General features: G+C 71.6%; 10 protein-coding genes. 1 reads left to right on the top strand and 9 read right to left on the bottom strand.

Annotated features, from left to right (window positions below; genetic code table 11):
* Positions 1-186 precede the first annotated feature (186 nt).
* The 7 genes from ACIODU_RS06070 to ACIODU_RS06040 all read right to left on the bottom strand — a co-directional run bounded on the left by ACIODU_RS06070 (position 187) and on the right by ACIODU_RS06040 (position 8,823).
* On the bottom strand, positions 187-714 hold the full coding sequence (locus ACIODU_RS06070; protein ID WP_401764409.1) for a hypothetical protein: 528 nt from the start codon (positions 712-714) through the stop codon (positions 187-189).
* Between the two features lie 112 nt (positions 715-826).
* Positions 827-2,119, bottom strand: a complete 1,293-nt coding sequence (locus tag ACIODU_RS06065; RefSeq protein WP_401764406.1) for a hypothetical protein — start codon at positions 2,117-2,119, stop codon at positions 827-829.
* A gap of 117 nt (positions 2,120-2,236) precedes the next feature.
* Entirely contained in the window at positions 2,237-3,868 is a 1,632-nt protein-coding gene (locus tag ACIODU_RS06060; RefSeq protein ID WP_401764403.1) for a nickel/cobalt transporter, read from the bottom strand.
* Positions 3,865-5,262 carry a tetratricopeptide repeat protein gene (locus ACIODU_RS06055; RefSeq protein ID WP_401764400.1) on the bottom strand — a complete coding sequence of 466 codons (1,398 nt, stop codon included), beginning with the start codon at positions 5,260-5,262 and terminating at the stop codon, positions 3,865-3,867. Before ACIODU_RS06055 ends, ACIODU_RS06060 begins: the two co-directional genes overlap by 4 nt.
* Before the next feature lie 196 nt (positions 5,263-5,458).
* Complete coding sequence (locus ACIODU_RS06050) at positions 5,459-6,238, bottom strand: DUF4331 family protein (RefSeq protein ID WP_401764398.1); 780 nt, start codon at positions 6,236-6,238, stop codon at positions 5,459-5,461.
* A gap of 577 nt (positions 6,239-6,815) precedes the next feature.
* Positions 6,816-7,079: a hypothetical protein gene (locus ACIODU_RS06045; RefSeq protein ID WP_401764395.1), complete on the bottom strand. Its 264-nt coding sequence runs from the start codon at positions 7,077-7,079 to the stop codon at positions 6,816-6,818.
* 778 nt (positions 7,080-7,857) lie between these two features.
* On the bottom strand, positions 7,858-8,823 hold the full coding sequence (locus ACIODU_RS06040; protein ID WP_401764392.1) for a pirin family protein: 966 nt from the start codon (positions 8,821-8,823) through the stop codon (positions 7,858-7,860).
* Positions 8,824-8,916: 93 nt separating this feature from the next.
* Here ACIODU_RS06040 and ACIODU_RS06035 point away from each other — a divergent pair, with 93 nt between their 5' ends.
* A complete protein-coding gene (locus tag ACIODU_RS06035; RefSeq protein WP_356420229.1) occupies positions 8,917-9,276 on the top strand; it encodes a tetratricopeptide repeat protein in 360 nt (119 codons plus the stop codon).
* An 8-nt stretch (positions 9,277-9,284) separates the two neighbouring features.
* On the opposite strand, the gene ligD is transcribed toward ACIODU_RS06035, so the two are convergent.
* Entirely contained in the window at positions 9,285-10,223 is a 939-nt protein-coding gene (ligD, locus tag ACIODU_RS06030; protein ID WP_401764389.1) for a non-homologous end-joining DNA ligase, read from the bottom strand.
* Positions 10,211-12,601 (bottom strand): phosphoketolase, encoded by a 2,391-nt coding sequence (locus ACIODU_RS06025; RefSeq protein ID WP_401764386.1) that lies wholly within the window; start codon positions 12,599-12,601, stop codon positions 10,211-10,213. The genes ligD and ACIODU_RS06025 overlap by 13 nt, the downstream gene beginning before the upstream one ends.
* Positions 12,602-12,604 lie beyond the last annotated feature (3 nt).

Below are 12,604 nucleotides of genomic sequence, written 5' to 3'. Positions count from 1 at the left end.
GAGGGCGGGGCGGCTGAGAGCTGCGGAGGCTCCGAACGTCACGCGGGCCCGCGGAGGCGCCCTGATCGACGATGGCTACGCGATGAAAATCCCATTTGTGACGTCGAGCTACTCACAGACCACCATGCGTGAGGGGCGCCCGCAACGAGTCCTCGGCCGAATGGGGCGCGCCTCCTGGAACCGCCTTTAGAAGCTTGGTACCTGGCGGAGTTGTCCGGCCGGCACACCCGGGAGGCTGTCGAGGGCGTCGCGCGTGCCGCTGCGGGAAGCCAGATGTGCGGCGACCGCGGGATCGGTTCGTGCCAGGAAGGCCAGATGCCGGACGGCGTGCGCGGCGACGTGGTGCGGCCTCAGATCCGGCGGGGCGGGGTGGCCCGGTTTCGGGGAGCGGGCGATGGTGCCCGGGTCGGGCAGGGAGATGCCGGGCAGGTCCGGTGCGGGGTCCGGGTGGATGAGGTAGGTCAGGACGATCCGGCCGTCGTCGGTGGCGCGCCAACTGGTGGAGTGCACGAGGTGCCCCTCGTCGTGTCCTGCCAGGAGCGCGAGGCACCGCGCGGTGTCGTCGGGACGGGCCCCGCCGCCCAGCGCCGTGATCAGCCGGCGATAGGCGAAGCCCTCGGTCGGGTCGTGCCGCAGGAGCAGGGCCTCGACGAGGACGGTCGGCGGTGCGTCGCCGTACGAGGTCGGGGCGGCGGGCGAGGGGGTGGTCGTCATGGTGTGACGGCTCCTGGATCGTCGGGCGGGCCCGGCTGCGGCCCGGCTCCCTGCCCCGACCTTATTGCACATCATGTGCAGGTGCGCGCTGAGCGGAGGCGGCCCGGCCGCCTCACTCGGGGGACGGTGCGGGCGCTTCCTCCCCGGTGGGCGCGAGCCGCCATGCGCTGTCGCCCGGTGCGTCGTGGACGTGCACCCCGCCGGCGGCGAGGGCGTCGCGTAACCGGTCGGCCACTTCGTACGCGCCTCGCGAGCGCAGGTGCCCGCGCAGATCGAGCAGAGGACCCACGATGCGCTCGAGAGTGGCTAGCGGTTCGTCCATGCCGCGTTGGGAGGGCCGTGCGCACTGGCGGATCATGCCGCGCAGTACGGTACGGGCCCATTCACCGCCCTGGTCCTCTTCCGTGTCCGCGCCCCAGGCCGCGATCACCGCCTCCAGGTCGAGGATGGCCGCCACCATAGCCTCGGCGTCGCGTGCGGCGAGGGCGCTGTCGAAGCGTGCCTCCGAGGCGGAGACGGCCTCCTGGAGTGTGGCCGGACTGTCGCTTGTGGGGGAAGGACCAGGTTCGTCGGCGGCGGCGCCGCGCGGCGCCGGGATCGCCGTCGGCGCCCGGGTCTTGCCGCTCACCAGGTCACGCAGTTGCTCCAGGGACAGGACGGTGCCCGCCTGGAACGGGATGCTGACGCCGCGTCTGCGTACGGTCAGCAGGCCCCGCCCCCACACCCGTGCAAGCGACGTGTCGAGGTCGACGAGGACCGCGGTGTGCTCGTCGATGCCCAGGACGGCGCTGTCGTCGGGCAGTTCACGTTCGAGGGCGGCCAGCCTGGGTTCGCCGAGGTAGCAGAAGCGGGTGTCGTGTGTGCCGCCCTCGGTGTTGTCGTAGTGCGGGATCACGGCGACCCGCAGACCGAGCGCCCCCGTCAGGTCGAGCCCGTCCAGCCACACCGGCGGGTGGCCGGCCTTGTACACCTCGTACACCGGCAGCGCGGCGAACCCGACCGTGCACGCTGCGGCGGAGGCCATGACTGTCACTCCGTGGCCCCGGCGCACCCGCTCGTGCAGGATCTCCCCGACGCGCTGGGTGTGCCAGCGGCCCAGGGCGTACGACGGGCTGCCGGGGCCGGAGAACACCCAGTCGGCGCGGCGCAGTTGATCGCGTACACCGTCCACGTCCGTTTTCGTGTCGGGGGCGACCACCGTCGTCAGCCCGACACTGCGGCGGAAGTACTCGCGTGCCCGGGAGGAGATGTCGTCCCGGTTGACCTGGAAGCCGTACGGCGTCTCCAGGATCACCGCGTCCGGATCGCGGCCCAGATGGGCGGCCAGTTCCCGGTGCAGCGTCACCATGGTGGGGCTCGTCTCGCCGGACCCCATCAGTGCCAGAATTCCCCGTGCGGCGTCCATGCCGACCCCACCCCACCCGTCAGGTCCCGCGCGCCGGACCGCCCGCGGGACCCGTATCCGTACCCGTGGGACATCCGGCCCATACCGCTACAGGCCGGCGGGCTGAGGTGGCTGCTGTCACCAGGGGCCGCTCGCGGCCCGCACGGTGAGCCCGACACCGACCACCAGGACGAGGGCGGAGGTCGCCACCGGGCCCCAGCGGGCCAGTTTCCGGAGCCCCTTCCACCGGGTGGCCGCGGCAGCACGCGTGCTCCGCTCGACACGCTCGCGCAGGCGGACCAGGAGGAGTCCGGCAAGGGTGAGCGTTCCGGCCATGCCGAGCCCGTAGCAGAGGACGAGCATGACCCCGAAGGCCGTACGGCCCAGGGCGACGGCGCCGAGCAGGACGACGAGCGCCGAAGGGCTGGGGACGAGACCGCCCGCGACACCCATGCCGATGAGCCCGCCACGGGTCGCGGCAGCGGGATGGGAGTGGCCGTGCCCGTGGACGTCGTGAGGGGGGTGAGTGTGGGTGTGCGGCTCGGCCTGGAGGGGGGTCAGCACGGCGACGGATGACGACCGCTCACCGGATTGAGGCTCCGGATGCGGGTGATCGTAGTCATGACCGTGCGGTCCGTGCGTCTGGCTGTGCCCGTCTCTGTGCCCGTGATGGTGATGGTGGTGGTGGCCGTGCGTGGGCCTGCCCCGTACGGCGGAGCGCAGCAGCCACAGCCCGATCCCCGTCACCAGCAGCCCGCTGGCCAGCCCGAGCCACGTCAGCACCGTCTCCCCGGCGAGCGTCGTGGCCACCGGCAGCAGCAGGCCGAGCAGGAGCACCCCGGCGGTGTGGGTGAGGGTGACGGTCGCGCCGACCGTCACCGCGTCGCGAGGAGTGCCTCGCCGCCCCGCCAGGTAAGCCGCCATGATCGTTTTGCCGTGGCCTGGCATGACGGCGTGCGAGGCGCCGAGCACCACGGCGAGCAGAAGAGCCAACAGCCCTACCGGGACGGTGAGTTCACGCGTACCGACGAGTGAGTCGAAGACGCCGGACACCTTGTCCAGCGCGGCGGTGACGGGGCCGGGGACTACTCGTGCGCCGGGCAGCGCGGCGGCCCCGCCCGCCGCGTCGCCTGACCCGCCCGGTTCCGTGCGGAGGTGGGCGGACCGCTGGTCGAGGGGCGATGCAAGGGGGTCGGTCGGATACCGGAGCAGTTCGTCGGTCGCCGAGACGGCGGGCACGTCGCTGTTCTTCAGTGTGACGCCGCTGCCCCGAGCGGTGATCTCCTGCCAGCCGATCCGCCGGCTGTCGTAGCCGGTGCGTACGGTCACGTCCGCCGGGCGCCGCAGATCCGTGGGCGCGGTGAGCGCGCAGCGGAGCCGGCTCGTGCGGAGCCCGGCCTCGCCGGGGCGGTAAGTGAAGCCGCTGTCCCGGACGGTGAAGTCGATTGCCGTCCCGGCGTTCTTCACGCGCAGTCCGCCGGCGGCGGTTGCGCAGGCCGTACGCGCGTATCCCCGCGCCTCGGCGGCGTTCACGGCGCCGTTGCCGTTCCGGTCGACGCCCGGCAGCTCCTGCGCCGCGGCGATCTCGGCGCGGTCGACCACGAGAAGGGCCTCGACGCGGTCGGTGTACAGCGTGAGGCCGGTGTGGTGATTGACCGTGAAGTTGCCGAGCGGGTGCGCGGAGGCGGCGGGTGCGGTCGCACCCCCGGCGACGGCCGCGGCGCTCAGCAGAAGCCCGGCCGCGAGGGTGCGGCTCGCGGTGAGGTTCATGAGGCGCCCTCGCTTCGGCCAAGGATTCGGTCGAGGGTGGTGCGGGCACGCGGGGCGTGCAGCGGATGGAAGTGCGGGTCGACCGCGACGGCCTGCTTGAGATCCTCGCGTGCCGCCGACGTGTCCCCGAGTTCGTCATGGATCATCGCCCGGTGGTAGTGGTAGAGCGCGCTGCGCGTCCCGAGGGACAGGGCCCTGTCCGCGTACGGCAGGGCTTCCGCGTCCCGTCCGGCGCGGTGCAACGCCCAGGCGTAGGCGTCCTGCACGGCGATGAACGGCCGCGCCTTGATGGCGTCGCGCCCCATCGTGACGGCTCGTGCGGCGTCGCCGTGATCGGCCTCGAAGAGGATCGCGTCCGTGTCCGCCGGGGCGCCTGTGGCCCGGCGGACCTGCTCCTGCGCACGCAGGACGGCGTACTGCGTACGGGCCTGCGCGTTACGTCCGAGGGACTGCTGGAGTTCGCCGAGGCCGAGCACGTACTGCGGCAGCGGGACGATCGCGACGGCCGCCGTGTAGTCCGCGACGGCCTGCCGGTCGTGGCCCAGTGCGGCGTGCGCGCGGGCACGTGCCTCCAGCAGCTGGGCGTCGTTCTTCGCGCCGCGAAGACCGGCGGACGCCTCCCGCAGGGCAGTCCTCGCATCGCCGGTCTCCTGGGCGAGCGTGGCGAGATGGAGCCGCGCGAACGCCTGGTCGGGCGGCGAGGCCGCGTCGTCCAGAGCGCGCTTCATGAGCGCCCGAGCCCTCGGGAGGTCGCCGCGCAACTCCCAGGTGTAGGAGGCGCGGGCGAGTGAGGAGGTGTCGGGGCGCAGGTCGGTCATCCGTTGTACGGCGCGGTACGACTCCTCGTACCGCCCGAGCTGGGTGTACGCGTCGGCGAGTACACCCTGGGCGGCGGCGTTCGACGGGTTGGCGGCGGTGGCCTTGCGGGCCCAGGTCAGGGCGCTGGCGAAGTCGTGCCGTGCGGCGGCGAGCGCGCCCATGCCGGTCTCGGCCTGGTAGTTGTCACGCGGCTGGACCTTCAGCGACCTGCGGAGCGCGGACTCGGCCTTGGCGTAGAGCGCGGGATCGGCGCTGGTACGGCCCTGCTGAACGTACGCCATGCCCAACTGTGCCCAGCCGACGGGGTTCTCCGGCAGTCGGCGCAGGTCCGCGCGGAGCGCGTCGATCGAACCGTGCGGTGAGCTCGCTCCCGGCCGCTCGTCCTTTGCGGTGCCGGGGTCCTGGTTCAGAGGCGAGAGTCCGATGGTTCCCGCGAGGAACAGCGCCGCGCCCAGGGCCACAGTGACCCCGGCGGCGCGCAGCATTCCGCGCCCTCGGGGACGGCCGTTCGGGTCGGCGGCGGGGTCGGCGGCCGGGTGGGTGGCCGGGTCGACGGGGCCGGTCTGCTGGGGCACGGTCCTCCTCGCGGAGCGCGTACAGGTAGGGATGTGGCACCGCGCTCTCGGCACGCGGTGTTGCGTATGGCAGCCGGGGAGCCGGATCTCCGGCCGGGTGGACGCGGACCGGTGGTCGGCCGTCATCCATCGGCTGGTGCGTTGCGGCATCACCGCGGCGTCCGGCGTACGGGCACGATGTCGCTGGGCAGGCTGTTCAGTCGCTCATCCGACCACTCGTCCAGCCGGCGCTGGTGTTCCTGCGGCGCCACAGACGGAAACCGCCGGTGCCAAACAGAAGTGCGCCCACGCCGCCGATGGCCACGGCGTCGACGAGGTCCAGTACGGTGGGCGCCTGGTCGGCGTCGGCCGCCCGGTTCTGCCCGCCCGACTTCGTGGTGCTCGGGAGCGCCAAGTACGGCAAGGTCTCGCCCAAGCCGACGTCGTTGGTGTTGGCCTTGTCGCCCGCAGCCGGCGCGGGAACGAGCTTGCCGGTCTGCGCGGCGCCCTCGACGGCCTGAAGAGAGATGTCGATCGCGTCGTCCGCCGGCCGGCGTCCGTTGGGGAAGCCGGCCAGGTCACCGGCGAGCACACCGAGCCGCTGCGGCTTCTTGGCGGGCGCCACTATCATGCCCAGCCGCGGTTCCTCGGCCGGGAAGATCTGGCCCGGGTCGGCGTCCTTGTAGCCGGCGAGCGTGTCCTGACCGCGCTCGCTGCGTTCACCGCCGTACAGCAGGTCGAAGACCCGCAGATCGGTGAAGTTCGCGACCAGCGTCACGGTGTCGGAACGGGCCGGGCTCGTGAACGCGTACAGGCTCGTCTTGTCGGCCCACGGGTCCCCTGAGGTCATCGGCGCCTCGCGGTGACCGGACGCGGCGCTGACGCCGGGTGCGAGGCTGAGCACGGCCGGCCCGGCGGCGAGCGCGCCGGTGCCCAGCACGACCAGGGACTGTTCGAGCGTGCGCCGTGAACACGGGCGTGCGGAGGTGGTCTTCAACGATGTTCCTCTCGTCCGTGAACCCGCCTCCCGGCATGGGGCGGGGCCGACCACAGGAAACGGAATTCAGCTGTCTGGTGTAGTCGCCCAACCCTGCTGGCAGGACGCCGCTACGCGTCGGGACGGCCTCCACGAAGCAACGGGGTCAGGGGGCTTTGACGGACGGGGAGCATCACGCACCGGTAGCCCGGCGCACAGAAGGCAGATAATCATGAGGAATGGCAAGTTATTGCATATTTCGCCCGCCCTTGTTGTCCAGGGACGCAGACGGACAGCGCGAAACCGCAGGTGGCGCCCCATTGCCGTCCGCCCGGGAACACGTCGAGAACAAAGCGCGACACGCGCCAGCGCGTTAGGCCGATCGGTGGCGCAGAGCCTCTTGACGAGGGCGCAGCTCGTACACGAAGAATCGGCGGCGGTCCCATCCGCCGGCGTTTCGGTGGCTCACGTTGGGCGAGGCGCGCCGGGAGATGTCTCCGGCGCGCCTCCACGTATTCGAGGCCCTGTGGGCGGCGTGGCGGGACGAGACGACGGCGGTCCTTCATCATGGCCGCCCCGCGTTCGACGCGGCTGGAGTTCAGGCGTCGTCCCGGCCCTCTTGAAGACGGGGGAGTTCGCCGAAGAGGGAGTCAGGGCGTTCGGGGAGGTCACGGTAAGTACCGGACTCCGCGATACGGCCCTCGCGCATGACGATAACGCGGTCGGCGACACGGGCGTTGGCAAGCCGGTGCGTGATGAAGAGGGCCGTCACCGCGTCGGCGAACACGGGGCGGACGTTGTGGCCGTCGGTGTAGGCGGCGAGGATGTTCAGCAGGGCGCCGATCACCCGCGTTCGGGGCATTTGACGGTTTCGCCGATGTCGCAGCGGGTGCCCCATATCTGTTCTTGGCCGAGGTGGCAGTGCGAGCCCCAGGTTTTGAAGCACAGGAGCGGCAGTCGCGGCGACCGAGGTATTCAGGAAACCTCCGGCGGAGCCGGGCCGAGGTGAGTCGGTCGGAGCTGACGCGGGCATATCTGGGTCCGCATGTGCGCCCATATGCGATCTTCAGTAGGCGGAACCGCAAGCTCGTTGAAGTTTCGCTAGAGGTTCACTCGCGCGCACGTCAGCCACCCGAGTAGCCACGTAGGGAGGTCACCAACGAAGCAAACGGCCCCATGCGACCAAGGCACAAGGCTGCATCGACCTCGTGCGTACAACCGTTGGCCGTCCACTCACCCGCGTCCCGTCACACCACGATCCGTCGCCCTCCTTGTTGGAACTCGACAAAGGGGGTGGACCCGACAGCGAGTGACCGCTCGTACCTCGATGCCGCCGTCGCCGCGCCGCGTGCAGTGCCTGCTGCCGCCAGCGGCCGTCAGCACCGATCATGACCACCCGAAACCCCGCAGGCTCTCCACGCCGCTCCTACGAGGCTCTTCTCCAGCTGACGGCCGGTCAGAAAAGTCAGCATTGAGTCAGCATTGGTCTGACTAGACGTGCCTACACGCGGCGAAACCTGCGACTCCCGGCACGACCCGGTGAGCCGCTTTCGGCCGACGCCTCACCGATCGCTCCGGCTGGCCGACTGGGCGCGTGGAGAGATCGTTGAGGCATCCCGTCCGCGACGCGGAACACCAGGTCAGCGCACTCGTCCGCGCGATTTCAGCGGGACCGGGGGCAGTTCTGGAGCGGGGAGCGGGGGGCCGTCGTAGCCGTGTACCGTGCCGAAGCGGGTGCCTGACTCCCACTCCAAACGGGCCTGTTTGATATCCTCGTTGGACCGCCCGATGAAGTTCCACCACATGACCAGCTCTTCCTCGAACGGCTCTCCGCCCAGGAGCATCAGGCCCGCCTCGGAGTCCGCGCGGAGGGGGAGGTGGGTGCGGCCGCTGCCCAGGTAGAGCATCGAGCCGGGCAGTACCGGTACGCCGTCCACCTCGGCCTCGCCGGACATCGACAGGATCGCGTACTCGAAGTCCGGGTCCAGGGGGAGGTGGGTTTCCGCGCCCGCCGTGAGCGCCAGGTCGGCGCCGACCAGGGGGGTGTACGTCGTGCCCGGGGAGGTCGTGCCGTCCAGCGTGCCGAGGATGACCGTGGCCGTCAGGCCGGGGGCCGTGACCGTCGGGAGGTTCGCGTGGTGCTGGAAGTGCGGCTCCACGTTCCGGTGTGCGTCGGGGAGGGCCACCCAGAGCTGGGCGCCGTGCAGGAAGCGGGCGTGGGGGCGGGGGCTCTCCTCCGAGTGGGAGATCGCCCGGCCCGAGGTCATCAGGCCCAGCTCGCGCGGGCGGACGGTCTGGAGGCTGCCGAGGCTGTCGCGGTGCAGCACCTCGCCCTCGTGGAGCCAGCTGACCGTCTGGAGTCCCATGTGCGGGTGGGGCGGCACCTGCATCCCGGACTCGTCGGCGATGTCGTCGGGGCCGTAGTGGTCGACGAACGCCCACGCGCCGACCATGCGGCGGCCCAGGTTGGGCAGCAGTCTGCGGACCTCCGTGGACTCCCCCAGCTGGACCCGGCGCGGGCTCAGCAGCTCACGTACCGGCTCGGCCACGACAAATCCGCGACCGCCGCACACGGTGACGGCGGCCTGACGATCAAGATTGCTCATGGCACACAACCTAAGCCCGCGCGCCGGCCGACACGCCCGCCCCGGTGAAAGTAATGGTGGAATGTTCAACCATGTTTTGCTGTTGCAGGGGGCATGAACGAGACCGGCTACTACGAGTACGGAACGGCCGCCGAGCGCTGGGACCGCGCCCAGCTGTTCTTCGACGCCAAGGAGTACGGCACCGCCGCGCGCATCCTCGGCGCGCTCGTCGAGGAGGTCCCGGAGCAGGTGGCCCCGCGGCTGCTGCTCGCCCGCGCCTACTACCACTCCGCGCGCCTCGCCAAGGCCGAGACCGAGCTGCTCGCCGTCCTCGACCGCGATCCGGTGGAGCACTACGCCCGGCTGATGCTCGGCCGCACCCTGGAGCGCCAGGGCCGCGCCGCCGAGGCCGCCCCTCACCTGCGCCTCGCCGCCGCCCTGGCCGGGGACTTCCCGCAGGGGGCCCGGGGGTAACGGGGGCCCTACGCCGTCAGCGACCTCAGGCGTCCGCTCGCCGCCGTCAGTGACCTGCCCCTGGCCGGGACCTCCGACCAGGGGCGCGTCCTCGCCTGGTCCAGCACGTCCCGTACGGTCCAGCGCCTCGCCGTCACCTCCGGGTCCGCCAGCTGGTCCCAGCTGATCGGGGTCGCGACCGGGGCGCCTTCCCTCGCCCGTACGGAGAACGGCGCCACGGCCGTCTGCGCGTAGCCGTTGCGCTGGATGTCCAGGTACAGGCGGCCGCCGCGCGCCCCCGTCCGTACCTCCGTCGTCAGCCGGTCCGGGTCGCGGGCCGCCAGCGTCTCCGCGACCTCGCCGGCGAACGCGCGCACCTCGTCGAAGCCGCTGCGCCCGTCCAGCGGGACGATCACGTGCAGCCCCCGGGAGCCGGTCGTCAACAGGACGCTGGGCAGCCGCAGTTCGGCGAGGAGTTCGCCGAGCTGGGTGGCCGCGCGCCGTACCGGCTCGAAGTCGTCCTCCGCCGGGTCCAGGTCGAAGACCAGCCGGTCGGGGGTGTCGGGACGGTCCGCGCGGGACGGCCAGCGGTGGAAGGACAGACACGCCTGGTCGGCGAGGAACACCAGCGTGGCGGTGTTGTCGCACACGGTGTGGGTGACCGTCCCGCCCTTCTTCGCCAGCTCGGTCCTGCGCACCCACTCCGGATAGCCGTCCGGGGTGTTCTTCTGCATGAAGCGGGGTCCGTCGAGTCCGTCCGGGTGCCGCTCCAGCATGAGCGGCCTGCCCTTCAACTCCGGCAGCATGTACGGCGCGACGGACCTGTAGTACTCCACCAGGTCCGCCTTCGTCAGGCCGGCGCCGTGGCCGGTGGCGGGGAACAGCACCTTCGCCGGGCGGTGGATCGGTACGGTCCTGTTCCCCGCCCGGACGGAATCCGTCTCCGCCGCGCGCGTCACCCCGACCACGTCCACTCCTCCACCTCCGGCAGGTCCGTGCCGTGCTCGCGGATCCACGCGTGGTGCCTGGTCCGTACGTCCGCCATGGCCTGGCGTACGGCGGCGGCCCGCACCCCCAGTCCCGGGACCCGGTCGATCACGTCCATGACCAGCCGGTACCGGTCGAGGTCGTTGCGTACCACCATGTCGAAGGGCGTGGTGGTGGTGCCCTCCTCCTTGTAGCCGCGCACATGGAGGTTGGCGTGGCCGGTACGGCGGTAGGCGAGGCGGTGGATCAGCCAGGGGTAGCCGTGGTACGCGAAGATCACCGGGCGGTCGGTGGTGAACACCGCGTCGTACTCGGAGTCCGTCATCCCGTGCGGGTGCTCCGAGTTGGGCAGCAGCCGGGCCATGTCGACCACGTTGACGACCCGCACGGTCAGCTCCGGCAGGTGCTGCCGCAGCAGGTCGGCGGCGGCCAGTGTCTCCTGCGTCGGTACGTCTCCGGCGCAGGCGAGCACGACGTCCGGCTCCCGGGTCCCGTCCTCCGTACCGGCCCACGGCCAGACCCCGGCGCCGCGCGCGCAGTGGGCCTTGGCCTCTTCGAGGGTGAGCCAGTCGAAGCTGGGCTGCTTGCCGGCCACGATCACGTTGACGTAGTCGCGGCTGCGCAGCGCGTGATCGGCCACGGAGAGCAGGGTGTTGGCGTCCGGCGGCAGGTAGACCCGTACCACCTCGGGGCTCTTGCTGAGGACGTGGTCGACGAAGCCGGGGTCCTGGTGGGAGAAGCCGTTGTGGTCCTGGCGCCAGACGTGCGACGTGAGCAGGTAGTTGAGGGACGCGACGGGACGGCGCCAGGGCAGCCGGCGCGAGGTCCGCAGCCATTTGATGTGCTGGTTGACCATCGAGTCGACGATGTGCGCGAACGCCTCGTAGCTGGAGAAGAGACCGTGACGGCCCGTCAGGAGGTAGCCCTCCAGCCATCCTTGGCACAGGTGCTCGGAGAGCACCTCCATCACGCGGCCGTCGTGCGCGAGATGTTCGTCGGTGTCGAGTGTCTGCGCCTGCCAGGCCTTGCCGGTGGCTTCGTACAGTGATTCGAGGCGGTTGGAGGCGGTCTCGTCCGGTCCGACGACCCGGAAGTTCCGCCGGTCGGTGGTGTCCTTCATGACGGATTCCAGCAACCCGCCCAGGACGCGGGTGGGTTCGTGCAGGACGGTGCCGGGCTTGTCGACCCGTACCGCGTGCTCCTCCAGCGCCGGGATCGGCAACTCTCGCAGCAGCAGGCCGCCGTTGGCGTGCGGGGTGGCGCCGAGCCGCCGGGTGCCCTCCGGTACGAACGCCAGCACCTCGGGGCGGGGGGCGCCCGTCGCGTCGAACAGTTCCTCCGGGCGGTACGAGCGCAGCCACGCCTCCAGTTGGGCGAGGTGGGCCGGGTTGGTCCGCACGCCGCCGAGCGGGACCTGGTGGGCGCGCCAGGTGCCTTCCACCGGCAGCCCGTCGACCTCGCGGGGGCCGGTCCAGCCCTTCGGGGTGCGGAGCACGATCATGGGCCAGCGCGGACGGTCGGTGGTGCCGTTCTCGCGCGCGTCCCGCTGGATCTCCGCGATGCGGTCCAGTGCGCGGTCCATGGCCGCGGCCATCGCGCGGTGGACGGCGAGGGGCTCGTCGCCGGTGACGTGGATCGGTTCGTGGCCGTATCCCCGCATCAGCTCGTCGAGTTCGGCCTCCGGGATGCGGGCGAGCACGGTGGGGTTGGCGATCTTGTATCCGTTGAGGTGCAGGATCGGCAGGACCGCGCCGTCGTGCACGGGGTCGAGGAACTTGTTGGAGTGCCAGGACCCGGCCAGCGGCCCCGTCTCCGCCTCGCCGTCCCCGATGACACACGCGACCAGCAACTCCGGGTTGTCGAAGGCCGCTCCGTACGCGTGCGCCAGCGAGTAGCCCAGCTCGCCGCCCTCGTGGATCGACCCCGGGGTCTCCGGGGCCACATGGCTCGGCACCCCGCCCGGGAAGGAGAACTGCCGGAACAGCCGGTCCATGCCCGCCCGGTCGCGGCTCACGTCCGGGTACGTCTCCGAGTACGTGCCCTCCAGCCAGGAGTTGGCCAGGACGGCCGGGCCGCCGTGCCCGGGTCCCCACACGCACAGCGCCGGCAGGTCCCGGTCCCTGATCACCCGGTTGAGGTGGGTGTGGACCAGGTTCAGCCCCGGGGACGTACCCCAGTGCCCCAGCAGCCGGGGCTTGATGTGCTCCGGCGCGAGCGGCTCCTGGAGCAGCGGGTTGCCCATCAGGTAGATCTGCCCCACGGCCAGGTAGTTGGCCGCCCGCCAGTGGGCGTCGAGGGCCGCCAGTTCCGAGGGGGTGAGGGCGGCGGGACCCGTCCCCTTGGTCGCCTTGCGGAGCATGTA

Source organism: Streptomyces sp. NPDC088261, from assembly GCF_044740805.1.
Taxonomy (GTDB): domain Bacteria; phylum Actinomycetota; class Actinomycetes; order Streptomycetales; family Streptomycetaceae; genus Streptomyces.
Note: the sequence above shows the minus strand (reverse complement) of the source record. Positions and strands in the feature narration are given on the sequence as shown.